This window comes from Paraburkholderia sp. JHI869 (assembly GCF_038900775.1).
In the GTDB taxonomy this organism is placed as follows: domain Bacteria; phylum Pseudomonadota; class Gammaproteobacteria; order Burkholderiales; family Burkholderiaceae; genus Paraburkholderia.
Genome location: NZ_JAYMSC010000024.1, coordinates 19,316 through 44,621, shown reverse-complemented (window position 1 = coordinate 44,621; position 25,306 = coordinate 19,316). Strand labels below are relative to the sequence as shown.

General features: G+C 65.3%; 22 protein-coding genes. 6 read left to right on the top strand and 16 right to left on the bottom strand.

All coding sequences use genetic code 11. The annotated features are described in order from the left end of the window. Positions 1–23 precede the first annotated feature (23 nt). The 9 genes from hslU to VSR72_RS31285 form a co-directional block, all read right to left on the bottom strand. On the bottom strand, positions 24–1,376 hold the full coding sequence (gene hslU, locus VSR72_RS31325) for an ATP-dependent protease ATPase subunit HslU (RefSeq protein WP_342956145.1): 1,353 nt from the start codon (positions 1,374–1,376) through the stop codon (positions 24–26). Between the two features lie 28 nt (positions 1,377–1,404). Then, positions 1,405–1,941, bottom strand: a complete 537-nt coding sequence (gene hslV, locus VSR72_RS31320; RefSeq protein WP_342956144.1) for an ATP-dependent protease subunit HslV — start codon at positions 1,939–1,941, stop codon at positions 1,405–1,407. Positions 1,942–2,284: 343 nt separating this feature from the next. Continuing rightward, positions 2,285–2,704 (bottom strand): RNA polymerase-binding protein DksA, encoded by a 420-nt coding sequence (gene dksA / locus VSR72_RS31315; protein WP_322031516.1) that lies wholly within the window; start codon positions 2,702–2,704, stop codon positions 2,285–2,287. 605 nt (positions 2,705–3,309) lie between these two features. After that, on the bottom strand, positions 3,310–4,395 hold the full coding sequence (locus tag VSR72_RS31310; RefSeq protein WP_342956225.1) for a GTP-binding protein: 1,086 nt from the start codon (positions 4,393–4,395) through the stop codon (positions 3,310–3,312). A 232-nt stretch (positions 4,396–4,627) separates the two neighbouring features. Beyond that, entirely contained in the window at positions 4,628–5,830 is a 1,203-nt protein-coding gene (locus tag VSR72_RS31305; protein WP_342956143.1) for a class I SAM-dependent rRNA methyltransferase, read from the bottom strand. 75 nt (positions 5,831–5,905) lie between these two features. Then, positions 5,906–6,808 carry a tyrosine recombinase XerC gene (xerC, locus tag VSR72_RS31300; RefSeq protein ID WP_342956224.1) on the bottom strand — a complete coding sequence of 301 codons (903 nt, stop codon included), beginning with the start codon at positions 6,806–6,808 and terminating at the stop codon, positions 5,906–5,908. 56 nt (positions 6,809–6,864) lie between these two features. Then, entirely contained in the window at positions 6,865–7,548 is a 684-nt protein-coding gene (locus tag VSR72_RS31295; protein ID WP_342956142.1) for a DUF484 family protein, read from the bottom strand. 120 nt (positions 7,549–7,668) lie between these two features. After that, positions 7,669–8,535, bottom strand: coding sequence for a diaminopimelate epimerase (gene dapF / locus VSR72_RS31290; protein WP_342956141.1), 867 nt, complete (start codon positions 8,533–8,535; stop codon positions 7,669–7,671). Between the two features lie 70 nt (positions 8,536–8,605). After that, entirely contained in the window at positions 8,606–9,493 is an 888-nt protein-coding gene (locus tag VSR72_RS31285; protein WP_342956140.1) for a lipid A biosynthesis lauroyl acyltransferase, read from the bottom strand. Between the two features lie 262 nt (positions 9,494–9,755). Between VSR72_RS31285 and metK the strand changes: the two genes are divergently transcribed. After that, on the top strand, positions 9,756–10,946 hold the full coding sequence (gene metK, locus VSR72_RS31280; protein ID WP_342956139.1) for a methionine adenosyltransferase: 1,191 nt from the start codon (positions 9,756–9,758) through the stop codon (positions 10,944–10,946). Between the two features lie 113 nt (positions 10,947–11,059). Here the strand turns inward: metK and VSR72_RS31275 are convergent, their stop codons facing one another. Beyond that, positions 11,060–11,428 carry a hypothetical protein gene (locus VSR72_RS31275; RefSeq protein ID WP_342956138.1) on the bottom strand — a complete coding sequence of 123 codons (369 nt, stop codon included), beginning with the start codon at positions 11,426–11,428 and terminating at the stop codon, positions 11,060–11,062. A gap of 516 nt (positions 11,429–11,944) precedes the next feature. Here VSR72_RS31275 and VSR72_RS31270 point away from each other — a divergent pair. Beyond that, positions 11,945–12,706 carry a phytanoyl-CoA dioxygenase family protein gene (locus tag VSR72_RS31270; RefSeq protein WP_342956137.1) on the top strand — a complete coding sequence of 254 codons (762 nt, stop codon included), beginning with the start codon at positions 11,945–11,947 and terminating at the stop codon, positions 12,704–12,706. Between the two features lie 22 nt (positions 12,707–12,728). On the opposite strand, the gene VSR72_RS31265 is transcribed toward VSR72_RS31270, so the two are convergent. Then, positions 12,729–12,935 carry a DUF3185 family protein gene (locus tag VSR72_RS31265; protein ID WP_342956136.1) on the bottom strand — a complete coding sequence of 69 codons (207 nt, stop codon included), beginning with the start codon at positions 12,933–12,935 and terminating at the stop codon, positions 12,729–12,731. A gap of 241 nt (positions 12,936–13,176) precedes the next feature. On the opposite strand from VSR72_RS31265, the gene mgrA reads away from it, so the two are divergent. Both mgrA and VSR72_RS31255 read left to right on the top strand, forming a co-directional pair. Then, positions 13,177–14,220, top strand: a complete 1,044-nt coding sequence (mgrA, locus tag VSR72_RS31260; RefSeq protein ID WP_342956135.1) for an L-glyceraldehyde 3-phosphate reductase — start codon at positions 13,177–13,179, stop codon at positions 14,218–14,220. Between the two features lie 134 nt (positions 14,221–14,354). Then, positions 14,355–15,383, top strand: coding sequence for a fatty acid desaturase (locus tag VSR72_RS31255; protein WP_342956134.1), 1,029 nt, complete (start codon positions 14,355–14,357; stop codon positions 15,381–15,383). A gap of 133 nt (positions 15,384–15,516) precedes the next feature. Here VSR72_RS31255 and VSR72_RS31250 read toward each other — a convergent pair whose 3' ends face one another. The 5 genes from VSR72_RS31250 to VSR72_RS31230 all read right to left on the bottom strand — a co-directional run bounded on the left by VSR72_RS31250 (position 15,517) and on the right by VSR72_RS31230 (position 23,368). After that, on the bottom strand, positions 15,517–15,702 hold the full coding sequence (locus VSR72_RS31250) for a hypothetical protein (RefSeq protein ID WP_028203177.1): 186 nt from the start codon (positions 15,700–15,702) through the stop codon (positions 15,517–15,519). Between the two features lie 334 nt (positions 15,703–16,036). Continuing rightward, a complete protein-coding gene (locus VSR72_RS31245; protein ID WP_342956133.1) occupies positions 16,037–17,278 on the bottom strand; it encodes an MFS transporter in 1,242 nt (413 codons plus the stop codon). Between the two features lie 93 nt (positions 17,279–17,371). After that, positions 17,372–18,937, bottom strand: coding sequence for an efflux transporter outer membrane subunit (locus VSR72_RS31240; RefSeq protein WP_342956132.1), 1,566 nt, complete (start codon positions 18,935–18,937; stop codon positions 17,372–17,374). Further along, positions 18,934–20,175 carry an efflux RND transporter periplasmic adaptor subunit gene (locus VSR72_RS31235; RefSeq protein WP_342956131.1) on the bottom strand — a complete coding sequence of 414 codons (1,242 nt, stop codon included), beginning with the start codon at positions 20,173–20,175 and terminating at the stop codon, positions 18,934–18,936. Before VSR72_RS31235 ends, VSR72_RS31240 begins: the two co-directional genes overlap by 4 nt. A gap of 10 nt (positions 20,176–20,185) precedes the next feature. Next, positions 20,186–23,368 carry an efflux RND transporter permease subunit gene (locus VSR72_RS31230; protein WP_342956130.1) on the bottom strand — a complete coding sequence of 1,061 codons (3,183 nt, stop codon included), beginning with the start codon at positions 23,366–23,368 and terminating at the stop codon, positions 20,186–20,188. 558 nt (positions 23,369–23,926) lie between these two features. On the opposite strand from VSR72_RS31230, the gene VSR72_RS31225 reads away from it, so the two are divergent. Together VSR72_RS31225 and VSR72_RS31220 are read left to right on the top strand one after the other, a co-directional pair. Next, the gene (locus VSR72_RS31225) at positions 23,927–24,139 is read left to right on the top strand and encodes a hypothetical protein (RefSeq protein ID WP_342956129.1); all 213 of its coding nucleotides are present in this window, start codon (positions 23,927–23,929) and stop codon (positions 24,137–24,139) included. Positions 24,140–24,239: 100 nt separating this feature from the next. Continuing rightward, a complete protein-coding gene (locus tag VSR72_RS31220; RefSeq protein WP_342956128.1) occupies positions 24,240–25,292 on the top strand; it encodes a serine/threonine protein kinase in 1,053 nt (350 codons plus the stop codon). The last annotated feature ends 14 nt before the right edge of the window (positions 25,293–25,306 follow it).

The following is a 25,306-nucleotide window of genomic DNA, read 5'->3' as shown; positions in this document are numbered from 1 at the left end:
TTTTCGTGCGCCGTGCGTACCGCTTAGAGCACGTAACGCGACAGGTCTTCGTCCTGCGCGACTTCTCCGAGCGCCTTGTCGACGTAAGCGGCGTCGATGGTCACGCTCTTGCCCGCATGATTGCCGGCCGCGAACGACACGTCTTCCAGCAGCTTTTCGATCACCGTGTAGAGACGGCGCGCGCCGATGTTCTCGGTCTTCTCGTTCACGGAGAAGGCGATTTCCGCGAGGCGGCGAATGCCGTCTTCGGCGAAATCGAGCTGCACGTCTTCGGTGGCGAGCAGCGCCTGGTATTGCTTGACGAGGCTGGCATCGGTTGCGACCAGAATCGCTTCGAAGTCCTTCACGGAGAGCGAGTCGAGTTCCACGCGAATCGGGAAACGACCCTGCAGTTCGGGAATCAGATCGCTCGGCTTCGAAAGATGGAACGCACCGCTCGCGATGAACAGGACGTGATCGGTCTTCACCATCCCGTACTTCGTGTTGATCGTCGTGCCTTCCACGAGCGGCAGCAGATCGCGCTGCACACCCTGGCGCGAGACTTCGCCGCCACCGCTGCCTTCGTTGTTGCGCGAGGCGATCTTGTCGATTTCGTCGAGGAACACGATGCCGTTCTGCTCGACGTTCTGCACAGCCTTCTGCTTGACCTCTTCGTCGTTGAGCATCTTCGCCGCTTCTTCGTCGGTGAGGACCTTGAGCGCTTCCTTCACCTTGAGCTTGCGCCGCATTTTCTTGCCGCCGCCGAGATTGGCGAACATCGAGCGGATCTGCTCGGTCATGTCTTCCATGCCCGGCGGCCCCATGATGTCCATGCCCGCTTGCGGCTGCTCGACGTCGAGCTCGATTTCCTTGTCGTCGAGCGCGCCCTCGCGCAGGCGCTTGCGGAAGGTCTGGCGCGTAGCGTTGTCACTGCCTTCGGCGTGGCTCGTGGCATCCGACGAACCGAAGCCGACGGGACGCGCGCTCGGCAGCAGGATGTCGAGAATGCGGTCTTCGGCCTGGTCGGTGGCTTTGCTGCGCACCTTGCGCATTTCCGTTTCGCGCGTCTGCTTCACCGAGATCTCGATGAGGTCGCGCACGATGCTGTCCACGTCGCGGCCCACGTAGCCCACTTCGGTGAACTTGGTCGCTTCGATCTTGATGAACGGCGCATCGGCGAGCTTGGCGAGACGTCGCGCAATTTCCGTTTTGCCGACGCCCGTCGGCCCGATCATGAGGATGTTCTTCGGCGTGATTTCCTGGCGCAGCGGCTCGGCCACCTGCTGGCGGCGCCAGCGGTTGCGCAGCGCGACGGCGACGGCCTTCTTCGCGTTCGCCTGGCCAATGATGTGCTTGTCGAGTTCCGAGACGATCTCGGCGGGGGTCATGGTGCTCATCCTGATTCCTTGTCGTCTGTCCGGAGGGTTACTCGATGGTTTCGATCACGCGGTTGTGATTCGTGTAGATGCACATGTCGCCCGCGATCTCGAGCGACTTTTCGACGATCTCGCGCGGCGAGAGTTCGGTGTTGTCGATGAGCGCCTTTGCTGCGGCTTGCGCATACGAGCCGCCCGAGCCGATTGCGCAGATGCCGCCTTCCGGGTCGAGCACGTCGCCGTTGCCGGTGATCACGAGCGTCGTGGTCGCGTCGGCGGCGATCAGCATGGCTTCGAGGCGGCGCAGCATGCGGTCGGTGCGCCAGTCCTTGGCGAGTTCGACGGCGGCGCGCGTGAGGTTGCCCTGATGCTTTTCGAGCTTGGCTTCGAAGCGGTCGAGCAGCGAGAACGCGTCGGCGGTGCCGCCGGCGAAGCCGACCATGACCTTGCCGCCGTAAATGCGCCGGACCTTCTTCGCGCCACCCTTCATGACGATGTTGCCGAGGGTGACCTGGCCGTCGCCGCCGAGCGCGACCTTGTCGCCGCGCCGCACGGATACGATCGTCGTGCCGTGAAATTGCTCCATGTGCGTTCCTTTTTACCGTTGATGCCGGGTTGGATGCGTAGGTGGAATGCCTGCCGCTTTCGGGAGGGCGCAGCGGCGCTCGCGCGTTCTGCATGCAACGGGGCGCCACTGCCCTGAATCCAGGTGCGTTGCGCGCGCCCTGGGGCGCGCAGCGAGCGCATGTCAGTTGCAGTTTAGGGCGGCGATGGGCATATCAAGGGCCGCGGGTGCAGAAAACGGCACGCGGGCCATGTGTGCAAGGGCGCGAGCGCGCAAAAGAAAAAAGCGCACGGGGCTCCGTGCGCTTCGACAGGGAAGGCAAGTCACTAACCGCGCAAGCAGGGCTTGGCGGCCAGAAAAAAGCTCAATCGCCGAACAGCTTCTGGCGCAGTTCGCGGCGCTCTTGCGCTTCGAGCGAGAGCGTGGCGGTCGGACGCGCAAGCAGACGCGGGATGCCGATCGGCTCGCCCGTTTCTTCGCACCAGCCGTAGTCGCCGGAATCGATGCGAGCGAGCGATTGCTGCACCTTCTTGAGCAGCTTGCGCTCGCGGTCGCGCGTGCGCAGCTCGAGCGCGTGCTCTTCTTCGATCGTCGCGCGGTCGGCCGGATCGGGAACGATCACGGTTTCGCGCAGATTCTCAGTGGTCTGGCCCGCATTGCGGAGGATTTCCGCCTGCAGCTGTTCGAGCCGGTTCTTGAAGAAGGCGAGCTGATCCTCGTTCATGTAATCCTTGTCGCCCATCTTCAGGATTTCGGCTTCGGTCAAGAGTCGTTTCGTCGTCATCTGGCTTGCTTCTTCAATGAGTGAGGCAAAACTGGCACATCTTGCCTGCACTTTTGTGTTGCCCGCAGTGGCCGCGGTGGCCTTTACCAACGTTTACCACTTTGCCAGGCGCAGTTACCGCGCCGTTATTGCGCGCTGGCGGGCCCGGACGATGAACTGTCGTGAGCCCGAAGCGCCGCTGCGGGGCCGAACTCCTCTGGAAACCGGTCTTCAGATGCTCCTGAGGCATATATCGTACCGACTGCGCGCTGCGACCGTTGCGCTGCCGGCGGGGCGTCCCTCGGCTGAAATCCGGGGCACCTCTCTTCCAGTGGGGCCGTATTGTAACCGAACCGCAAACTCGCGCTGCAAGCGGGAAATCCCTGCAGTGGCCCGCCTGTCACCAAGCCGTTCGCGAACCGGTCGATATCCAGAAAATATAACGCGCCAATCGTGAAAAAGCGATGGTCGGGTACGTTATTTGACGCACGTAGCGCGAAGAGTTCTATGCGCAGCGCGCAAACTCAGCGCCGGCGCCACGTTGCGGCGCGCAAATCCAGACGAAAACGCCCGGCTGTGGGCCGGGCGCTTATCTGAAAAATGCCTGAAAAATGCGGAGGAATCCGTCAGGCGAGGCAGGCGTCGAGCCCGTCGGTGATGAGGTCCTGCGGCAGCTCGATGCCGATGAACACCATCTTGCTGCCCTTCTTCTCGATCGGCAGCCACTTGGCGGCCAGATCGCTGCCCATCATCTGGTGTACGCCCTGGAACACCACCTTGCGGTCCACGCCCTTCATGTAGAGCACGCCCTTGTAGCGCAACAGACGCTCGCCGTAGATCTGCAGGATGCCGCCAAGGAAGTCTTCCAGGCGGTTCGGATCGAACGGGCGGTCGCTGCGGTAGACGAACGACTTGATCTTGTCGTCGTGGTGCGCGTGATGGTGATGGCCGTGATCGTGGCCTTCGTGGCTGCACTGGCCGTGATCGTGGTCGCAATCGGCATGGTCGTGATCATGCGCGTGGTCGTGATCATGGTCGTGATGCGCGTGATTGTGATCGTCTTCGGCGAGGAAGTCCGGGTCGATTTCGAGCTTGGCGTTCAGGTTGAAGCCGCGCAGGTCGAACACTTCCTTGATGTCGGCTTCGCCGAAATTCACCTGGCGGATCTGCGCCTTCGGATTCATGTGCAGCACGCGATGGCGCAGGTCGGCGAGTTCGTTTTCGTCGACGAGGTCGGCCTTCGTGATGAAGAGGCGATCGGCGAAACCCACCTGGCGCTGCACCACTTCGTGTTCGTCGAGCTGATGATTGCCGTGCTTGGCATCCACGAGCGTGATGATTGCGTCGAGCAGGAACTCGTCGGCGATCTCGTTATCCATGAAGAACGTCTGCGCGACCGGGCCCGGATTCGCGAGACCGGTGGTTTCGATCACCACGCGGTCGAAGTCCAGCTTGCCGTCGCGCTTTTGCTGCGCAAGGTCGCCGAGCACGCGCGCGAGGTCGCCGCGAATCGTGCAGCAGATGCAGCCGTTGCTCATCTGGATGATCTGCTCGGTGCTGTCCTGCACGAGGATTTCGTTGTCGATGTTCTCTTCGCCGAACTCGTTCTCGATCACGGCGATCTTCATGCCGTGCTTCTCGTTCAGGATGCGCTTGAGCAGCGTGGTTTTGCCGCTGCCGAGAAAGCCGGTCAGGATGGTGACGGGAATCATGCTGGTTGCCATGCTGTCTGCCTGGTAGGTGTTCGAGGGGTACGTTCAGGCGCGCCGCTTCGTGCTGTCGCTGCCTTCGAGTGTTACAACATAACTTCCTATTGAAACATATCTGCGCCGCGGCCGCATGCGGCGGCCGGGCGCGAGATCAAATCGGGGCGCGAACGGCAGCTCGATATTCGATCCGAAAGGCGTTCCGGCGCGCCGCCGAAAGGCCTCAAATAAGGCCGTCTCAGGCGATTTGCAACAGCAGGCCCTTCAGATATTCGCCTTCCGGGAACGCCGTGAGCAGAGGGTGATCCACGCCGGCGCCCAGGCGCTTCAAGATGCGCGCGTCCACCTTGGCGTCGGCGGCGGCGCCGGCCACGATCTTCTGGAACAGGGCCGAATCGATCGCGCCCGAGCACGAATACGTGAACAGCAGGCCGCCCGGACGCAGCAGCTTGAAACCGGTGAGGTTGATGTCCTTGTAGGCGCGCGCGGCGCGGTCCACGTGCTCGCGCGAGGCCGCGAACTTGGGCGGATCGAGCACCACGAGATCGAAACGCTCGCCTTCGTCGTACAGGCGGCGCAGCGTCTTGAAGGCGTCGGCGTCGAGCCAGGTGGCGAGGGCGGCGTCGAAGCCGTTCGCCTCGACGTTCTTCTGCGCTGTGTTGAGCGCCTCGCCCGAGGAATCGATCGACACCACGCGTTTCGCGCCGCCCTTCATCGCCGCGAGCGAGAAGCCACCGGTGTAGCAGAAGCAGTTGAGCACTTCGCGCTCGCGCGCGTACGTCTGAACGAGCGCGCGGTTGTCGCGCTGGTCCACGTAGAAACCGGTCTTGTGGCCGTTGCGCACGTCCACGTGATAGCGCACGCCGTTTTCGTTCGTGATGATCGTTTCGGGCGGCTCGTCGCCCGCGAGCAGGCCCGTGATCTGTTCGAGCCCTTCCTTCTCGCGGATCGACACGTCCGAGCGCTCGTACACGTTCGGGCAGCCCGTCGCCGAGGTAAGCGCGGCGACGATCGCTTCCTTCCATGCCTCGACGCCCGCGGCCATGAACTGGCATACGAGCTGGCCGCGGCTGTCTCCACCGTCTTCGATGTAGTAGTCGACGATCAGGCCCGGCAGGCCGTCGGCCTCACCGAAAATCAGGCGCACCGCGCCCGTGCCGCTCACCATCGCGCGGCGGTCGGCTACGGCGCGCTGCACGCGGCGCTTGAAGAACGCGTGGTCGATCGGTTCGCTCTCGTCGAAGCTCCAAATGCGCGTGCGGATCTGCGAATGCGGGCTGTAGGCGGCGCGCCCGAGAAAGCGGCCGTCGGCCGAGCGCACGATGACGGTCGCGCCCGGCGCGGGCTTGCCTTCCACGCGGTCGATTGCGTTCGCGTAGACCCACGGATGGCGGCGCAGCAGGGATTTTTCTTTGGACGGCTTGAGGGTGACGATATTCATGATGGGTTCAATGCAGGGTGACGGCACTTTTATCGCGCAGCGTTGCATGTGGCTGCACGCGAGTGCCGTGGCGTATCAGTCGCGCTTCTTGGCGCGAGGATGCGCGGTGTCGTAGACCTTCGCGAGATGCTGAAAATCGAGCGACGTATAGACCTGGGTGGCCGCGATGCTCGCGTGGCCGAGCAGTTCCTGCACGGCGCGCAGGTCGCCGCTCGACTGCAGCAAATGCGTGGCGAACGAGTGCCGCAACACGTGCGGGTGGACGTTCGCCGGAATGCCTGCCGCGATGGCAGCGCGCTTCACGCGCTCGCGCACCACGCCCGGCGCCATGCGATTGCCGCGCACGGAGAGAAAGAGCGGGGCGTCGTCGTGCTTCACGAACGCGCTGCGGGCGGCTAGCCAGGCGTCGAGCGCGTCGAGCGCCTTGCGCCCGACCGGCACCATGCGGTGACGATTGCCCTTGCCCAGCACTTCGACTTCGGCGGCGTCGCGCTTGAGCCAACCCGCCGATTCGTAGCCGTCGCGCTTCACGTAACGCACGTCGAGCCCCACGAGTTCGGCGAGACGCAGCCCCGACGAGTAGAACAATTCGAGCATCGCGCGGTCGCGCAACGCCTCGGGACCACCTTCTTCCACGCCCGCGACGGCAGGTGCTTCCATGAGATGCGTAGCGTCGTCGACGGAGAGCGCTTTCGGCAGCGTCTTGGCGCGCTTGGGCGCACGCACGGCGGCCACGGGATTCGCGTCCATGTCGATGCGACCCGCGAGCCAGCGGTAGAAGGCGCGCCAGGCCGACAGCCGGTGCGCGATCGAGCGCGCCGAGAGGCCGCCCGCGTGCGCGCGCGCCACCGCGCCGCGCACTTGCGCGGCGGTGATCGTTTCGAGCGGCTTGCCGCCCGCGAGCTTCTTCAGCTCGTCGAGTTCATGCGTGTAGCCGCGCAGCGTGTGCTCCGAGAGCCGCCGCTCGTGTTCGAGCATCGCGAGGTAATCGGCGATCGGATCGGTCGGATTCACGTTGGGCGGCCTGGGTAGCGTCAGTGCGGCAGCAGGCGCGAGAGCGCCGCGCTCGCGAGTGCGCCGATCTGCGTGAGAAAGTCGGTGGCCATGCCTTCGTGGAAGCGGCGCGGGTCGGGCGAGCCCATCACCAGCAGGCCGAAGGCTTCGCTCTGAGGCGCGTCGTTCGAGGCAACGGCCGGCACGCGCAGCGCGATGATCGCGACCGATTCGGCGGCGCCGTCGCTCGAGTCGAGCCATTGCGCGGCCTCGAAGCCGGTGTTCGCGCCGCAATACGGCGTGTCGAGACTATTCGCGAAGATGCGCACTTCCTCGCCTGTATGGCGCGCGAAATCGGCCTGGCTGTAGGCCTCTGCGACATCCCACACGCGCAGCGCGGCCTGCGGCATGTCGAACACGTCGCGCAGATTCTGCGTGATGGAGCGCGGCAGCGCGTACGGATCGCGCTCGGCGATCATGCGCGTGGTCCAGCGGTTGAACTTCGCGGCGATGGAATCGTTCTCGTGGCCGTAGCGCAGCAGCTCGGAGAGACGCCGCTCGAGATGCTTGTTCTTTTCCCGCAGCATTTCCATCTGGCGCTCCTGCAGCGAGACGGCAGCCTTGCCGTGCGGATTGCCTAGCTTGATCGTCGCGAGCAGTTCGGCGTGCTCAACGAAAAAATCGGGGTGGGCGAGCAGATAGTCGGCAACTTCGCGATCGTTCATGTTGTGGACGCGTTGTAGTTGTAAGGCGCGCACGGCGGCGCGCAGTCTGTCATGCGTTTGCGTTTTCATGCGGCGCGACGTTCTCTCGTTGCGCGCGCCGCGCGAGGCCGATGGCGCGAGCTAGTCGGCCAGCTCGATCTCGCCTTCGAACACCGTGGCGGCCGGTCCCGCCATGGTGAGCGCGGCGGATTCGTCGCGCGCGCCGTCCCAGGCGATGGTCAACGCGCCGCCATGCGTATGCACTTTCACGGGCGTGTCGAGCAGCCCGCGGCGAATGCCAGCCGCCACGGCCGCGCACGCGCCCGTGCCGCACGCGAGCGTCTCGCCTGCGCCGCGCTCGAATACGCGCAGCTTCACTTCGTTACGCGAAACAATCTGCATGAAACCGGCATTCACCTTGTTCGGGAAGCGCGCGTGCGTTTCGATGACCGCGCCTTCGGCCTTCACCGGGTACGCTTCGACGTCGTCCACGACCTGCACCGCATGCGGGTTGCCCATCGAGACGACCGACACCCAGCGCCGGGCGCCGTTCACGTCGAGCGGCCAGAGCGTGTCGTTGCCTTCGCGGCGGCCTTCGAGGCCGTTCGCGTTGAACGGCACGAGCGCCGGTTCGAACTCGGGGCGGTCCATGTCGACGACGACTTCACCGTTTTCCTGCACGACGAGCGTGATCGTGCCCTTCTGCACCTGCACGCGCACGCGGTTCAAATCGGTGAGCTTGCGGTCGCGCACGAATTTCACGAAGCAGCGTGCGCCGTTGCCGCAGTGCTCGACCTCGCCGCCGTCGCAATTGAAGATGCGATAGCGGAAGTCCACGCCTTCCACGGTCGGCTTCTCGACGATCAGCAACTGGTCTGCGCCGATGCCGAAGTGGCGGTCGGCGAGCGCGCGCACGCGCTCGGGCGTGAGCGCGAGGTCCTGGCTGTAGCCGTCGAGCACGACGAAGTCGTTGCCCGCGCCGTGCATCTTGGTGAATTTGAGTTTCATCCCGTTATTGTAAGCGAGGCCCGGACGAAAACCCGGGCCCTGGTCGTGGGCGCAACGCTCAACGCAACGTTCAACTGTAGACGCTCGGTTCGCCTGGCGGCCGCGTCTTGAAGCGCTTGTGGACCCAGTAGTACTGCTCGGGAATGCGCGGAATCTGTTCTTCGAGGAAAGCGTTCATGCGGCGCGCGTCGAGATCGTCGTCGCCGGTCGGATAATTGTCCCAAGGTTTGAAGACTTTCAGCCGATAACCCTTGTAATTGGGCAACACCTCGCCGATGAACGGCACGACCTGAGCATGACCCACCTTCGCCAGACGCCCGACGGCAGTGAGCGTGCACGCGGGCACGCCGAAGAAGGGCACGAACGTGGAATTGCGCATGCCGTAGTCCATGTCGGCGCCGAGCATCACGGGTTTTTTGTCGCGCAGCCAGCGCAGTACGGCGCGCGCGCTGTCCGCGCGGCTCACCATCTCTGCGCCGAAACGGCTGCGTCCCGCCTTGGCCGAGGCTTCGAATTCGGGGTTCGAGAACGGCTGATAGAGCGAGCCGCAGGGCCGGTGCAGCGAGTAGTTGAGGAACATGGACCCCGCCTCGATGCCCACGAAATGCAGGCCGAGGAAGAGCGTAGGCGGCAAGTTCGGGTCGGTGAGATCGATCTCGCTATCGAGTTCGACGATCTTTTCGAGCTTCTTCGCCGAGGCGAACCATTGCACGCTGCGCTCCATGTAGCTGCGAATGGCGTGACGGAAGTGCAGCCCCGCCACTTCCTCGCGCTTTTCGTCGCTCCACTCGGGGAAGCACAGGCGCAGATTCGTATGAACGACGCGCTTGCGACGGCTCGGGATCTGGTAGAGCAGCCAGCCGAGGCCGTCGCCCAGCCGCGCGACAAAGCCATAGGGCAGGATCGCGAACAGCTTGAGCAGGCCGATGGCGAAACGGGAGCCGAGCTTGCCTAGCATGCGGCAACTCCGCGGCAAGGTTTGCGAACGATGGGGAAGGCGACGAACGGCACGCGGGGGCACTCTGCGACAATTTAAGGAAGTCGCTATAATAAGGGCTTCGCCGAGTTAATAGACAACTTGCGGGGCGAAGCCGGATACCAGTCAGCGACAAAGTCAATGACGGCAACCGGGCAGCAATTCCGCTAAAGCGTCGCCGCTTCAAAGCTCCCGAAGCTGGCTACGTGAACTCAACCGTCACCAGCTACAAGGAGCCTGACACGTGGCAAACGACTATTTCTTCACCTCCGAATCCGTTTCGGAAGGCCATCCGGACAAGGTCGCCGACCAGATCTCGGACGCGATCCTCGACGCCATCCTCACGCAAGACAAGTACTCGCGCGTTGCAGCGGAAACGCTGTGCAACACGGGTCTCGTCGTGCTCGCCGGTGAAATCACCACCACGGCCAACGTCGACTACATCCAGGTTGCGCGCGACACGATCAAGCGCATCGGCTACGACAACACCGACTACGGCATCGACTACCGCGGCTGCGCGGTGCTCGTCGCTTACGACAAGCAGTCGCCGGACATCGCCCAGGGCGTGGACCGCGCGCACGACAACAACCTCGATCAAGGCGCCGGCGACCAGGGCCTGATGTTCGGTTACGCGTGCGACGAAACGCCCGAACTGATGCCGCTGCCGATCCACCTTTCGCACCGTCTGGTCGAGCGCCAGTCGAACCTGCGCCGTGACGGCCGTCTGCCCTGGCTGCGTCCGGACGCGAAGTCGCAGGTCACGATCCGCTACGTCGACGGCAAGCCGCACGCCATCGACACCGTCGTGCTCTCCACGCAGCACTCGCCGGACATCGACCTCGGCACGCTGCGCGAAGCCGTGATCGAGGAAGTCATCAAGCCGGTGCTGCCGGCCGAGCTGATCAAGGGCGACATCAAGTTCCTCGTGAACCCGACCGGTCGCTTCGTGATCGGCGGCCCGCAGGGCGATTGCGGTCTTACGGGCCGCAAGATCATCGTCGACACGTACGGCGGCGCAGCCCCGCACGGCGGCGGTGCGTTCTCGGGCAAGGATCCGTCGAAGGTGGACCGCTCGGCTGCCTACGCAGGCCGCTACGTCGCGAAGAACATCGTGGCCGCCGGCCTCGCGTCGCGCTGCCTGATCCAGGTCTCGTACGCGATCGGCGTGGCTGAGCCGACCTCGGTCATGGTCAACACGTTCGGCACCGGCAAGGTCTCGGACGCGACCATCACGAAGCTCGTGCGCGAGCACTTCGACCTGCGTCCGAAGGGCATCATCCAGATGCTCGACCTGCTGCGTCCGATCTACGAAAAGACCGCCGCTTACGGCCACTTCGGCCGCGAAGAGCCGGAATTCTCGTGGGAAGCCACGGACAAGGCGCTCGCACTGGCCGAAGCCGCTGGCACGGAGCCGGTGGCCGCAGCTATAGCGTAAGCCTTCGCAAGCCGGCTTCGCGCCGGCTGGCGCGAAGAAAAACCCCGCAGGGCGCAAGCCCATGCGGGGTTTTTTGTTTTCTGCCGATTACCGCGAACTGCACGGCGCGGGTCTTAGCGCATCGCGAAGCCGAACCAGCCCGTGCTGCTCGCGCCCATGCGGCGCGGCTTGCGCGTGCTGCGCGCGACGTGAACCGTGGCGGGCGCGGCGAGCGTGCGCAGCGGCGCATTCGGGCGATACAGCAGCGTGCGCAGCGAGAAGTGGCGCGTGCCCGAGCGCATGCGCAGCACGGCGAAAAACGAGTGGAACCACGTGCGCATGCTGTCGACGGGCTTCGTCTCGCGCACTTGTTGCGTGAGCGCGCGGGTGCGGGCGGTGTGATGTCGCAGTGCGCGCACCAGGTGACGGCGGGCGGGGCGTGCCGCTTTCAGGGCTGTGTGGGCGGCGTGGGTCATGCGTTGAGAATCGAAGAGGGTATGCATGGCGGTTGAGGAATCGGGTTCGAGGTGCGCCTTGCGCGACGCTTCACGTCGAGCAGCAAACGTGCCTGTCTACCAGGTCGTCACGATATGGGTGGACGGGAGACGGGCCGCATGGCGCGGCGTAGGACGCGACGCGACGGATTCTTCTGTTGGAGCGCCTTGTGCGGCAAGGCGTTCACGGCGATCCGTGCGTGCGACGAGAGTTCGTCGATTGGAAACAACATGCGCAACAGGCTACACGCGAATCATGACCGCAGAAAGTCGGTTAATACCCGGCCCTGCGCGTCTTTGATGCACACGATCCCACCCTTTGTCCTCATCGCGGTGCGTGCGCGCCATTCACGTGCGGCTCGATCTGCGGCGCTCATGGAGCCACCTCGTGTGACAGCGTGGTCCTTCCCGCCGTGCCGGCACGCTTTACAATCGATGAATCGGCGCCGCGGCAGGGTCGTTCAATGAAGCGACGAACGCAGGCTGCGGCCCTTGCTCGCATCGAGATCGCTTAACGGAAGTCCCATGTCAGTCCATTCAAAGAAAGAACAGGTGCAGGCGCTGCGCGAGCGCGGCTTCGTGGTCGTGCCGGGGCTCGTCTCGCCCGAGCGCTGCGAGGCGATCAAGCGGGTGGCGCAGGAGCAGTTGCAGGCGGCTGCCGCGCCGCTCGAATTCGAAGCCGATTTGCGCTACCCCGGCGCGCCCGAATCGAAGGACGCCCCCGGCGGCCATACGGTGCGGCGCCTGCTCGACGCCTACTCGCGCCACGCGCTGTATCGCGAGTGGGCCACGTCGCCGGAAATCGCGGGATGGATGGAGCTGTATTTCGGCGAAGAGCCGGTGCTTTCCTGCGCGCATCACAACTGCATGATGACGAAGCACCCGCACTACGGCAGCCTCACGGGCTGGCACCGCGACGTGCGTTACTGGTCGTTCGAGCGCGACGACCTCGTTTCGGTCTGGCTCGCGCTCGGGCCGGAGAAGATGGAAAACGGCGGCCTGTGGCTCGTGCCGGGCTCGCACAATGCGCCGTTCACGTCGGACAAGTTCGACGCCGCGAAATTCTTCCGCGCCGACCTGCCCGAGAACAAGGCGTGGATCGACCGTGCCGTCGCCCCGACGCTCGCGGCCGGCGACGTTGTGTTTTTCCACTGCAACACGCTGCATTCGGCAGGGCAGAACCAGAGCGATCAGGTGAAGTTTTCGCTCGTGTACACGTATCACGGCGCGAGCAACGTGCCGCTGCCGGGCACGCGCTCGGCGTCGAAGCCCGAGGTGAAGTTCTGAGCCTGCGCGGCCAGGCTTTCGCTTAGCGCCGGCGTCCCGACATCGTGAGCCCGGTGATGCCCGCGAGTGTCGCGGCGATGCCGCCTCCGATCAGGAGGATCGTGCGGTCGGTGGGCGCGCCGGTGAAGAGGCGCGACATGTCGTTCGCGAACGAATGAAGCGACTGGCCGCCGAAGTACAACAGGACGACGCCACAGGCGATGAGCGCGATCGAAACCACTTTAACCATGAACAACCTCTCGCAACGGATGGACGCCGCAGTGTAGGCGAGTGTCCGCGGCGCGTCCAGGGTGCGGTTTTTCTGGCGGCGTGACACGCGCTGCGCTGCGCCTTACATCGCCTTTCCCGCATAGTGGGCATCTGCACGGCTTGGGCAGATTGGCTAACATAGCTGCCTCACGCGAGCGGCGCGCCACTCGGTGCGCCGCGCTCATCCCATCGCTCACCCGTTTTCGCCGAGGATTCAGACCATGGCTTACGAAGCAGCCTCAGAACGCTATTCGGATATGCAGTACCGCTTTTGCGGCAAGTCGGGGCTCAAGCTGCCCGCACTGTCGCTCGGTCTGTGGCACAACTTCGGCGACACCACGCCGATCTCGACCCAGCGCGATATCCTGCGCACCGCGTTCGATCTCGGCATCACGCACTTCGACCTCGCGAACAACTACGGCCCGCCGTACGGCAGCGCCGAAACCAATTTCGGCCGCATTTTCAAGGACGATTTCCGTCCGTACCGCGACGAGCTGCTGATCTCGTCGAAGGCGGGCTGGGACATGTGGCCGGGCCCGTACGGCCAGGGCGGCGGCTCGCGCAAGTACGTGCTCGCGAGCCTCGACCAGAGCCTGCAGCGCATGGGCCTCGACTACGTCGACATCTTCTATTCGCACCGTTTCGACGTGGAAACGCCGCTCGAGGAAACGGCGGGCGCGCTGGCCACGGCCGTGCAGCAGGGCAAGGCGCTGTACGTCGGCATCTCGTCGTACTCGCCGGCCAAGACGCGTGAAATGGCCAAGCTGCTCGCCGAATACAAGGTGCCGCTGCTCATTCACCAGCCGTCGTACAACATGCTCAACCGCTGGGTCGAGGAAGAACTGCTCGACACGCTCGAGGATCTCGGCACGGGCAGCATTGCGTTTACGCCGCTCGCGCAGGGCGTGCTCACGAACAAGTATCTGAACGGCGTGCCCGAAGACGCGCGCGTGAACCGCCCGGGCGGCGGCTCGCTCAAGAGCGAGCACCTGAACGCGCAGAACATCGAGCATGTGCGCAAGCTCAACGACCTCGCGCTGCGCCGCGGCCAGAGTCTCGCGCAGATGGCGATTGCCTGGACGCTGCGCGGCGGCCGCGTGACCTCGGCGCTGATCGGCGCGAGCCGCGCGGAGCAGGTGCGCGAGAACGTCGCGGCGCTCAAGAACCTGGAGTTTTCGAAGGAAGAACTCGCGGAGATCGACCGCTATGCGACCGAAGGCGGCGTGAACCTGTGGGAAAAGCCGTCGACCGATCAGCACGTCTGAACGGCCTGCTTCCCAAAGCAAAGAACCGCCTCCTTGCGAGGCGGTTTTTTTATGCCCGGACCGCCACCGCGCCGTTCTTCGCTTTGTCATGTGGCCCTGCTAACGTCGCGGCACCTTTGCCGCGAGGAATCACCATGGAGTTCTTGAGCGCCGAATCTGAAGCGCTTTCGCCGTCCGCCACGCGGGCCGAACGTGCCGAACGTGCGCCGCGCTTGCCCCGGCCCGCAACGGCGGCCCGCGCGAACGTGGCGCTGATCGCTTTCGCGTTCACGGCGTTGTGTTACGAACTCATCGGCCTGCCGCTTTTGCTGGACGCAGCGGGCGGCCCGACGCTCGCCCTGCTGGCCACGCTCGCGCCCGTCGTGCTCGCCACGCCGATCCACTGGGGCCTCATTCACGAAGGCATACACGGGCAACTGGCGCGCGACCGTCGCGTGAACGAGTGGCTCGCCCGCGCGCTCGCGATCGGTCTGGCGATGCCGTTCGACGCCGTGCGTTTCGGACACCTGATGCATCACCGCTTCACGCGCGAGCCGTTCGACCGGCCCGATGTCCACGATCCGCACGACGCGAGCGGTCCGCGCTGGCGTCGTCGCGTGGCGTATTACGGACGGCTGATGGGCGGCCTGTACCTCGCCGAATTGCTGCTGCCGCTTTTAGCGTTTCTCCCGACGCGGCTCGCGCGCGCCATCATCGAGCGCGGCGTGGGCGCGCATGGCCGCGACGGCGTGCAGGTCCAGCGGCTTTTCGCGAATCACGCCGCTGATCCCGTGAGGCGCCGCCGCGCGCGGCGCGACTGGCTTGCGTCGCTCGCGCTTTACGCGGCTTCGTTCGCGCTATATGGCAAGGCCTGGCCCGTGCTGCTCGCCGCAATGTATCTGCGCGGACTGTGGTTATCGCTGGCCGACAACCTGCCGCACTACGGCGTCGCGCTCGACGAACTGGGCCGCGCGCGCGATTTTCGCGTACCGCGCGCGCTGGGCGTGCTGCTGATGAACCATCATTTGCATCGCCAGCATCATCTGCATCCGACGCTGCCATGGACGGCGTTGCCTGCGCTCGCGCACGCCGAAGAGGCCGCGGGCGTGGCAGTGCGAGCGGACTATCTGGCCGCTGCGTTGCGTCAGTTCAAGGGATTGCAGCCGGGCGTCGATTCCGGCTGAGAGGGTGTGCGAGCGAATGGCGCGGGTGCGCGCAAGCCGCGGCGCTGTGCGCCGCGACGATGTCGCTTCGTCACTTCGCGGCGGCGCGCATTGAAACATCGCGAGCCGCCGCGCGCCTGAAGCGTACAGAAAGCTACATCAGCGCCGGCAGCGTCTCGACGAGCGCAACGGCCGCGAGCACACCGATCAGCGCGCCGATCACGCGCAGCGTGTTGTGTCTGAATTCCGTCGCGCACGGCACCGCGCCAAGAAAGAGCGCGCCAGCGAGGGCCATCGGGATGATCATCACGAAATCGCCGATCGTGAAATAACCTTCCATGCTCGTCTCCTTATCGTATGGGCGACGAAGGCTCGCAATGGTTGTCGTTCTCGTCGTCATGCCAATGGCATGACGTTGCGGCCCCGGGCCTGAAATCGAGTATAGGTGAGGCCGGCGAGTCCAGCGGCGCGTGTGTGCGACGCCATGCATCGCCGTGATGCTCATGCCGCGCCGCAAAAGCCCGCCAGAGGCGGCGTTGCGCTGCGGTGCGATGCGCGCGGCCCTTAAATCGCAAGTCGTCAGAGTATTACGGACGCCTTTCGATTACGAAAGCGCGCGGCGCACAAGAACACAGATGCGCAGGTTGCGTGCCGCGCCAGGCGACATCGCGGGCTCAGGCCGCTCCAGCGCGCTCGCGTCCTCGCAGCTTGAGCGCCAGCGCGAGTCCCACGATCAGCAGCACGATCACGAGGCCGGCCACGCCGCCCCAGCCCGCACCAGCCCAGAAGTGTCCGCCGATGGAACCCATCACGCTCGACCCGAGGTAATAGGCGAGCAGATAGAGCGCGGCGGCCTGGCCTTTCGCTTCGCGAGCGAGGCGGCCAACCCAGCCGCTCGCCACCGCATGCCCCGCGAAGAAGCCGATGGTCAAGCAGGCGATGCCCGCCGCAATCGCCGTGAGCGGCGCGAACAGCGTGAGCACGACGCCCGTGAGCATCAGCGCGAGACTGGCGATCAGCACGCGGCCGCGCCCGAAGGTGTCGGCCATGCGGCCCGACCACGGCGAGGCGACCACGCCGGTCAGGTAGACGAGGAAGATCGCGCCGATAGCCGCCTGGCTCATGTGATACGGCGGCGCGATCAGCCGGTAACCGATGTAGTTGTAGAGCGTGACGAAGCTGCCCATCAGCACGAAGCCCATGACGAACAGCATGGGCAGGCCCGGCCGCGCGAAATGGCGCAGCAGCGCCGCGCGATGATGCGCGAAGCCCAGGCCGCTCTTCGGCACGAAGTGGCGCGAGGGCGGCAGGAGCGAGCGGAACGCGAACATGGAGGCGAGCCCGAGCACGCCGATCACGGCGATCGCCGCGCGCCAGCCGAACAGGTCGGTGACGATACCCGTGATCACGCGTCCCGCCATGCCGCCGATGGCGGTGCCGCCCACGTAAAGACCCATCGAAAGGCCGAGGCCGTCCGGATGCATTTCCTCGGCGAGCCAGGCCATGGCCACCGCGGGCACGCCGCCGAGCGCAATGCCCTGGAGCGTGCGCAGGACGAGCAACTGGTGCCAGTGAGGGACAAAGGCGGTGGCGAGCGTGAGCAGCGACGAGGCGCACAGCGACGCGGTCATCATGCCGCGCCGGCTCCAGCCTTCGGAGACGAAGCCCGCGACGAAGATCGCGATGGCTAGAGCCGCCGTGGTGAACGAGAGCGAGAGGCTGCTCTGCGCGGGGCTCACGCCGAAGGTTTCGGAGAATGCGGGCAGAAGCGGCTGCACGCAGTAGAGAAGCGAAAAGGTGGCGTAGCCGGCGAACAGCAGCGCGAGGCTCGCGCGCCAGAATTCGGGGGTGCCGCGTTCGATGTACGGAACGGCGGAGGGCGCGGAATTGCGCGAGGCGCCCGGTGATGCAGTCACGGCTAGATCTCCAACTGTATTGCAAAGGCGCAACGATACGCCTGTTGGGCGATGAGCGTTGTCGAGGGCCGCAGGCGTGACGGCGCTCGTTGGTTAGCCCGGCGAGCGCAAAGCGCCCGGTTGCGCATTTCGAGCAGCGCTCGGCGCGCTCGCCGAAGCGCCTTGCGGAGCGCTGGCGGGCTGTGTTTTTTGCGCATCCTCCGGATGCACGAGCGCCGCGTCGCTCGGCAAATCCGCCGCGCTCCAGCCGCCGCCCAGCGCCTTCACGAGCGCCACGCTCGCCGCCATGCGCCGGCGCGAGATCGCTACGGCCTGGCGTTCGTTGGTGAGCGCCGTGGTTTGCGCGACGACGACGTCGAGATACGTGATCGCGCCGCTTAGATAGCGATTGTTGATGGTCACGAGCGTGCGCTGCGCGGCATCGACTGCGCGGTCCTGGGCGGCAGCCTCCTGCTCCAGCACGCGCAGCGCCGCGAGGTTGTCCTCGACGTCGCCGAAGGCGTCGAGCACGGTCTGGCGGTACTGCGCGACGTTCTCGTCGTATTGCGCGCGCGCCTCGTTGCGGACCGCCTCGCGCCCGCCGAAGTCGATCAGCGTACCTGCGAGCGTCGGCCCGAGCGACCAGAAGCGCGCGGGCGCGACGAGCCACTGGCTGAAGTTGGTCGCCTCCAGGCCGCCCGTCACCGCGAGCATCAGAGTCGGGAAGAACGCCGCCGTCGCTACGCCCACCTGTGCGTTCGCGGCGGCCACGCGCCGCTCGGCAGACGCAATGTCGGGGCGCCGTTCGAGCAGTGTCGAGGGCACGCCCGGCGGGCTCGCGATCGCGCGCACGGTGTAGGACTCTTTCGGCGCGGCCGCAAGCGTGAACGTGGATGGCGACTGGCCGATGAGAATCGCAATGGCATGCTCGAGTTGCGCGCGCTGCACGCCGAGATCGATCGCCTGCGCCTGGGTGGTCTCCAGTTGCGTTTGCGCCTGGCCCACGTCGGCGTCGGTGGCGATGCCGCCCGCGTAGCGGTGCTGCGTGAGTTCGAGCGATTCGCGGTAGGCCTTGATCGTGTCGTCGAGCAGTTGCCGTTCGCGGTCGATGCCGCGCAGCTCGAAGTAGTCGGTCGCGAGTTCGGCCTGGATGGAGAGCAGCACGGCCTGCATGTCGGCGGCGCTGGCCTGAGCATTGGCCTTGGCAGCCTCGACGTTGCGCGCGACGCGGCCCCAGATGTCGGGCTCCCATGTGGCGTCGATGCCCACGGAGTAGTCGTTGATCGTTTGGCCGGCCTTCGACGTGTACAGGAGATTCTGCGACGTGCGGTAGCGCGAATAGTCGCCGCTTGCCGTCACGAGCGGGAAAAAGCTCGAGCGCTGCTGCGCGACGTTCGCGCGCGCCGCGCGAAAGTGCGCCTGCGCGGCCTGCACGTTCTGGTTCTCGCGCTCGACCTGCGTTTCGAGCGAGTCGAGCGTGGCGTCCTGGTAGATCGTCCACCATGCGCCGCGCGATGCGTTGTCCGCGGGCTGCGCGATCGTCCAGCCCGTGCCTTCGAGTTCCTTGAACGTCGCGGCCACGGGCATGGTCGGGCGCACGTAGTCGGGGCCCACTTTGCAGCCGCCGAGCGCTGCAACGGCGGCCAACGCCAGAAGTCGAATACGTGCGTGCTTCATCATTCGCCCTGCGCCTGCGCGTTGCTGCCCGCACCGCTCGCGCCATGCGCCGCAGCGGCCTCGTGCTCGCCGTGCGGCTGCACGATGCGCACCGGCGTGCCGTCGACAATTGCGTCCTGCGGATTGACGATCACGCGCTCGTCGCCCGTGAGCCCTGACGCCACCGCCACACGCGTGCCGAAGTCGGTGCCGAGCGTGACCTTCACGAGCTTCACGCGGTTTTGCGCATCGACGGTCGCGACCTTCACGCCGTCGGGGCGGAACAGGAAGGCGTTGCCGGGCAGCGTGATCGGCGTGGCCGAGCCGTCGAGCGCGAAGTGGACTTGCGCGTACGCGCCGGGCAGCAGTTCGCCGCTGCGGTTGTCCACATCGACTTCCACGAGCATCGTGCGCTGCTGCGCATCGACCGCGCCCGCCGTGCGCGCGACGACACCGGGAAAGTGCTTGCCTTGTTCCTCGTTGAGCGTGAGATACGCGTGCTGCTGCACGCGTATCTGCTGCGCGTAGGCCTGCGGCACATTCGCGTACACGCGCAGCCGGTCGGCCTGCGCGAGATGGAACAGTTCCTTTTGCGACGTGCCGCCGTTGCCCGCGTCGATGAGCGCGCCCACGTCCACATTGCGCGCGGTGACGATGCCGTCGAAGGGCGCCGTCACGCGCTCGTACGACTGCAGTTGCGACAGGCGCGAGACGTTGAAGCGCGCGGAATCGAGCGTAGCCTTTTTCGCGAGCATGTCGCCGACTTTTTCGTCGGTGTCCTGTTTCGCCACCGAGCGGGTTTGCAGCATCTGCGTCCAGCGGTCGGCGGTGGTTTTCGCGAGCGCGTAGTTGGCTTCGGCGTTGGCGAGATCGGCGCGCGCAGCGCGCAACTGGTCGTCCACTTCGGGCGCGTCGATTTCGGCGAGCAACTGGCCCGCCTTCACATGCGCGCCGATATCGAAATACCACTTGCGCAGATAGCCGTTCGTGCGCGCGTAGATCGGCGTGTCGAGAAAGGCCTGCACGTTGCCGGGCAGTACGAGGTCGAGTGCGCGCGCCGAGCGCTGCGGCGTGACCACCTGCACGGAAAGCGTGCTTGCGGTTTTCGCGTCGCGTTCGAGCGCCGCATGCGCGCTATGGCGCGACCAGATGCCCTGCGCCGCGAGCCCGAGCACGATGAGCGCGGCGAGCACGATGGGCCAGCGCCGCGATTTGTGTGGCGACGGGTCTTGCGGCGAAGGCGTTTGCGAATGAGTCGTCATGACAGGGTATTCATGATTTGGGCACCACGTTTTCACTGGCGCGCTGGCGGCGCTCGCCGAGCTTGCGATAGATGAGCGAGAACACCACGGGTACGAAGATCAGCGTGGCTAGCGTGCCCACCGCGAGGCCGCCGATCACGGCGCGCCCGAGCGGCGCATTCTGCTCGCCGCCTTCGCCAAGGCCGATGGCCATCGGCACCATGCCGATTACCATGGCGAGCGCGGTCATGAGCACCGGGCGAAAACGCGTGTAGCCCGCCTCGATTGCGGCGCGCGCGGCGTCACCATGCAGGCGCAACTGCTCGCGCGCGAAGCTGATGACGAGAATGGAGTTCGCCGTGGCAATGCCGATACACATGATCGCGCCCGTGAGCGCGGGAATGGAAAGCGTGGTGTGCGTGAGGAACAGCATCCAGACAATGCCCGCGAGCGCGCCCGGCAGCGCCGTGATGATGATGAACGGGTCGAGCCACGACTGGAAGTTCACGACGATCAGCAGATACACGAGCACGATCGCGAAGATGAGCCCGCCGAACAATCCGGAGAACGAATCGTTCATCGTCTGCACCTGGCCGCGCAGCTTGACGGTGGAGGTTTTCGGCAGTTCGCCGCGCGTCTCGTCGATGATCTTCGCGATGTCGTCGGAAACCGCGCCCAGGTCGCGCCCGTCGGCGGTGCCGTAGATGTCGATGGTGGTCTGCGCGTTGTAGTGCGTGACGACCGCGTCACCCGCCACGCGCTGCATGCTCGCGAGCGAGCCGAGAATATTGCTGCGGCCGTTCGCGGTGAGCGGAATATTGGCGAGCGATTGCAGCGAATCGATCGTGTATTGCGGCGCTTCCGTGACGACGTTGTAGCTCACGCCGTTGATCGGATTGAGCCAGAACGTGGGCGTGGTCTGCTGGCTGCCCGAGAGCGTGATCAGCAGGTCGCTCGCCACGTCCTTCTGCGTGAAGCCCGCCTGCTGCGCGCGCGTGCGGTCCACGTCGATGAAGATGCGCGGCAAGTCGGCGGGCTGCTGGATGCGTGCATCCGCGAAACCCGGCACGCCGCGCAGCCGCGCGAGCAGCTTCGCCGCGAACGCGCGATTGCCCGCCACGTCGCGGCCAACGATCTGCACGTCGATGGGCGAGGGCATGCCGAAGTTCAGCGTCTGGCTCACGATATCGGCGGGCAGGAAAGCGAACTGCACGCCCGGGAACTCGTCGTTGAGCGTGCGGCGCAACAGGCGCACGTAACCGGCAGTGGCGTGATGGTCCTCGTTCAGCGAGATCAGCACGTCGGCGTCGGACGTGCCGATGGTGCCCGTGTTGCTGTACGAGAGGTTGATGCCCGAGACCGGCAGGCCGATGTTGTCGATGATCGAATGCAGCTCGCGCGGCGGAATCAGCGTGCGCACGCGCTTGTCGATACGGTCGACGAGCACGGCGGTTTCCTCCACACGCATGCCGGTTTTCGCGCGCACGTGCAGCGCGATGGTGCCTGCATCGACCTGCGGAAAGAAGTCGCGCCCGAGAAACGGCATCAAAAGCAGCGACGCGCCGCAGCAGGCGAGAAACGCCACCACGAACCACACGGGATGCTTCACGCGCGCCGCGAGAAACACGCGATACCGCTCGCGCAGCCCCTCGAAGCCGCGCTCGAACGCAAGGTGCACGCGCATGAACGGATTGCGCGTCGCGCCATGCATGTGATGCAGATCGGCGGCCTTGTGATGATGGCGCATCAGGTACTTCGCGAGCGTGGGCACGAGCGTACGCGAGAAGAAGTACGACGCCAGCATCGCGAACACCACGGCTTCGGCGAGCGGGATGAAGAGGTAATGCGCCACGCCCGTGAGCAGGAACATCGGCACGAACACGATGCAGATGGAGAGCGTGGAAACGAGCGTGGGAATGGCGATCTGGTGCGCGCCGTCGAGAATCGCCTGTTCGAGCGTCTTGCCTTGCTCCAGTTGCTGGCTGATGTTTTCGATGGCGACCGTTGCGTCGTCAACGAGAATACCCACCGCGAGCGCGAGCCCGCCCAGCGTCATGATGTTGATCGTCTCGCCGAGCGCGGCGAGCACGATGACCGAGGTGATCATCGACAGCGGAATCGAAACGGCGATGATGAGCGTGGCGCGCCAGTTGCCGAGGAACAGCAGGATCATGAGCGCCGTGAGCGCGGCGGCGATGAGCGCCTCGCGCAGCACGCCCTGCACGGAGGCGCGCACGAACAGCGACTGGTCCGCGACCGGATCGATATTGAGCGACGGCGGCACGAGATTGCGCAGCGCCGGCATCATCTCTTTGATGCGATCGACGATTTCGAGCGTGGACGTATTGCCGCTTTTGTTGATGGTGAGGAGCGAGGCGCGCTGCCCGTCCACGCGCACGATGTTGGTCTGCGGCACGTAGCCGTCGCGCACGTGCGCCACGTCGCGGATGTAGATTGTGCCGCTCGCCGTGGTTTTCACGGGAATGTCGTTCAAGCCCGCTAAGCTGTCGGGGCTTGCATTCATCGTGACCGAATATTCGGTTGCCCCTATTTTTGCCGTGCCCGACGGCAGGATGAGGTTTTGCGCGCTGATCGCGTTCACCACGTCCATGGGCGAGAGGTTGTGCTGCTGCAGCGCGCGCTGGTTGATGTCGACCATGATCTGCCGCTGCTTGCCGCCATAGGGCAGGGGCGCGGAGGCGCCCGGCACGGTCGCGAGCTGCGTCTTCAGGAAGTTGTTGCCGTAGTCGAACAGCTCCTGCTCGGTGAGCTGCGGCGAGGAAAGCGACAGGCGCAAGATCGGCACCGTCGAGGCGTTGTAGCGCAAGATGAACGGCGGCTGGATACCCGGCGGCAGCGAGCGCAGCTGCGCCTGCGAAAGCGCAGTGACTTCGGCGAGCGCTTCCTGGATATTGGCGTGCGGCTGAAAGAAGATCTTCACGACCGCAATGCCGTTGAGCGACGTCGATTCGGTGTGCTCGATATCGTTCACGGCTACGGAAAGGCCGCGCTCGTAGTTGAGCACGATGCGCTTTTCCATCTCGTCGGCAGGCAGACCCGTGTAGGTCCAGATCACCGAGAGCACCGGAATGTCGATGTTCGGGAAGATGTCCGTGGGCGTGCGCAGGATCGTCAGTGGCCCGACGATCAAAAGCAGCAACGCGAGCACGACGAACGTGTACGGGCGCTTGAGCGCGAGTCGAACGATCCACATGGAACGGCAGGTTCCTTCGCTGGTGGCGGAGTGTGGCTCGCGCGGCTGGTCTGGCCGCGGCGGCGAGCGTTTAGGTTATCGGTATCTTGGCCCGCTATTGTGGCGCGCGTGAGGTCTTGGCCTTTGCTGCGCCGGGCCTTTATGGTGCACGGTTCGGACAGGACTATAGCGCCAGTCACCATGCGTCAGCGTACTTTTTCAGGGACTGCCCTGGCAATGGCGCGAAGAATGGGGTTTACCATCTGTTACAGTCAGGTTTTCGTAAGTTGCGCGAACAGAACGAGAACAAAGCGGGGCGGGGAAGTGAGGACGCCGGGCGTCATCTGCATGCCGCCGTTGATGCACCCCCCTATTTTTTTGCTTTGCTCATAGGCTCAAACAAGCAACAATGGGGATGCCAAGGGTCCGGTCGTGCTTAAACGCGCGGTGAGAGCGGGTCGCCCGAGGCGGGATTGGATGCGTGCGCAACCGTTGGTGCGCATCGGTTTTTTTGTCAGCATGCCGACCGGTCTTCCTTTGAGGGAGCCGGCGAAGGTAGCGAGGTAACGGGGAAACATCATGCAAATCGGTTCTATTGTCCGTTCCGTTCATATCGCCGTGCCACAGGGCGCGCGCGGCATCGTGATGCGCCTTCTCGGCGACATGGCGATGGTGACCTGGTATGCCGGGGAGCCTGGCTCGTCGGCGCAACTCAACACCGAGCCCTTTTTTCTCGAAGATCTGATCGATACGGGCGAGCACGTCATGCCCGCCGGCGCGCAGATCCACTGAGCCTGGGCCATGTGACACGCTGACGAGGCGCGCGCGTCTCGTCGCGTGGTTGTGCGCGGCGTGCTCGCCGCCACTGCCCGCAAGAGGCACAATTGCGGGTATGAATTACGATCCTTCTCCTATCGCGGGCGAGCCTTCCGGTCCCGGCGAATCCAGCGACCAGCAAGCCGCGCCCTACGCGCGCCTCACGCCCGAATGCGTGCTCGACGCCGTCGACGGCGTGCTGATCCCGGCCAACCGCCGCACGGATGGCCGCATGCTCGCGCTCAACAGTTACGAGAATCGCGTGTACCAGGTGGGCGTGGAAGACGGCCCGCCGCTCATCGCCAAGTTCTATCGCCCCGGGCGCTGGAGCGACGAGGCGATACTCGAAGAGCACGCATTCGTCGCCGAACTCGCCGCGCGCGAGATTCCGGCCGTGCCCGCGCTCGCCTTCGAAGGACGCACGCTGCACGAGTTCGACGGTTACCGCTTCTCGCTGTTCGAGCGGCGCGGCGGCCGCGCGCCCGATCTCGACCGCAGCGACACGCTCGAATGGCTGGGCCGTTTCATCGGACGCATTCACGCCGTGGGCGCGACCGAGCCGTACCGCGCCCGCCCGACCCTCGACATCCAGACCTACGGCTACGAGCCGCGCACGTATCTGCTCGAACATGGCTTCGTGCCCGAGGACGTGCGCGAAGCGTGGCAGGCGGCTGTGACGCTCGCGCTCGAAGGCGTGGAGGCGGCATTCGAGCGCGCGGGCGAAGTGCGTTCGTTGCGCCTGCACGGCGATTGCCATCCGAGCAACGTGCTCTGGACCGACGCCGGCCCGCATTTCGTGGACTTCGACGACAGCCGCATGGGTCCCGCTATCCAGGATTTGTGGCTGCTGCTGCCAGGCGACCGCGCGGGCGCCTCGCGTGCGATGGCGGATTTGCTTGCCGGTTACGAGGACTTCTGCGAGTTCGAGCCGCGCGAGCTGCATCTCGTCGAAGCGCTGCGCACGCTGCGTCTCATCCACTACTCGGCGTGGCTCGCGCGCCGCTGGCACGATCCGGCGTTTCCCGCGGCGTTCCCGTGGTTCAACACGCAGCGCTACTGGGAAGACCGCATTCTCGAACTGCGCGAGCAGATCGGCGCGATGCAGGAAGGGCCGCTCTGGCCGGTTTGAGCCTCGCGCGCAGG

What these genes read in the sequence shown, in the direction of transcription:
- hslU (WP_342956145.1), bottom strand. Translation starts at nt 1,376, where the DNA reads ATGAGCACCATGACCCCCGCCGAGATCGTCTCGGAACTCGACAAGCAC.
- hslV (WP_342956144.1), bottom strand. Translation starts at nt 1,941, where the DNA reads ATGGAGCAATTTCACGGCACGACGATCGTATCCGTGCGGCGCGGCGAC.
- dksA (WP_322031516.1), bottom strand. Translation starts at nt 2,704, where the DNA reads ATGACGACGAAACGACTCTTGACCGAAGCCGAAATCCTGAAGATGGGC.
- VSR72_RS31310 (WP_342956225.1), bottom strand. Translation starts at nt 4,395, where the DNA reads ATGATTCCCGTCACCATCCTGACCGGCTTTCTCGGCAGCGGCAAAACC.
- VSR72_RS31305 (WP_342956143.1), bottom strand. Translation starts at nt 5,830, where the DNA reads ATGAATATCGTCACCCTCAAGCCGTCCAAAGAAAAATCCCTGCTGCGC.
- xerC (WP_342956224.1), bottom strand. Translation starts at nt 6,808, where the DNA reads ATGCTCGAACACGAGCGGCGGCTCTCGGAGCACACGCTGCGCGGCTAC.
- VSR72_RS31295 (WP_342956142.1), bottom strand. Translation starts at nt 7,548, where the DNA reads ATGAACGATCGCGAAGTTGCCGACTATCTGCTCGCCCACCCCGATTTT.
- dapF (WP_342956141.1), bottom strand. Translation starts at nt 8,535, where the DNA reads ATGAAACTCAAATTCACCAAGATGCACGGCGCGGGCAACGACTTCGTC.
- VSR72_RS31285 (WP_342956140.1), bottom strand. Translation starts at nt 9,493, where the DNA reads ATGCTAGGCAAGCTCGGCTCCCGTTTCGCCATCGGCCTGCTCAAGCTG.
- VSR72_RS31275 (WP_342956138.1), bottom strand. Translation starts at nt 11,428, where the DNA reads ATGCATACCCTCTTCGATTCTCAACGCATGACCCACGCCGCCCACACA.
- VSR72_RS31270 (WP_342956137.1), top strand. Translation starts at nt 11,945, where the DNA reads ATGTCAGTCCATTCAAAGAAAGAACAGGTGCAGGCGCTGCGCGAGCGC.
- VSR72_RS31265 (WP_342956136.1), bottom strand. Translation starts at nt 12,935, where the DNA reads ATGGTTAAAGTGGTTTCGATCGCGCTCATCGCCTGTGGCGTCGTCCTG.
- mgrA (WP_342956135.1), top strand. Translation starts at nt 13,177, where the DNA reads ATGGCTTACGAAGCAGCCTCAGAACGCTATTCGGATATGCAGTACCGC.
- VSR72_RS31255 (WP_342956134.1), top strand. Translation starts at nt 14,355, where the DNA reads ATGGAGTTCTTGAGCGCCGAATCTGAAGCGCTTTCGCCGTCCGCCACG.
- VSR72_RS31250 (WP_028203177.1), bottom strand. Translation starts at nt 15,702, where the DNA reads ATGGAAGGTTATTTCACGATCGGCGATTTCGTGATGATCATCCCGATG.
- VSR72_RS31240 (WP_342956132.1), bottom strand. Translation starts at nt 18,937, where the DNA reads ATGATGAAGCACGCACGTATTCGACTTCTGGCGTTGGCCGCCGTTGCA.
- VSR72_RS31235 (WP_342956131.1), bottom strand. Translation starts at nt 20,175, where the DNA reads ATGACGACTCATTCGCAAACGCCTTCGCCGCAAGACCCGTCGCCACAC.
- VSR72_RS31230 (WP_342956130.1), bottom strand. Translation starts at nt 23,368, where the DNA reads ATGTGGATCGTTCGACTCGCGCTCAAGCGCCCGTACACGTTCGTCGTG.
- VSR72_RS31225 (WP_342956129.1), top strand. Translation starts at nt 23,927, where the DNA reads ATGCAAATCGGTTCTATTGTCCGTTCCGTTCATATCGCCGTGCCACAG.
- VSR72_RS31220 (WP_342956128.1), top strand. Translation starts at nt 24,240, where the DNA reads ATGAATTACGATCCTTCTCCTATCGCGGGCGAGCCTTCCGGTCCCGGC.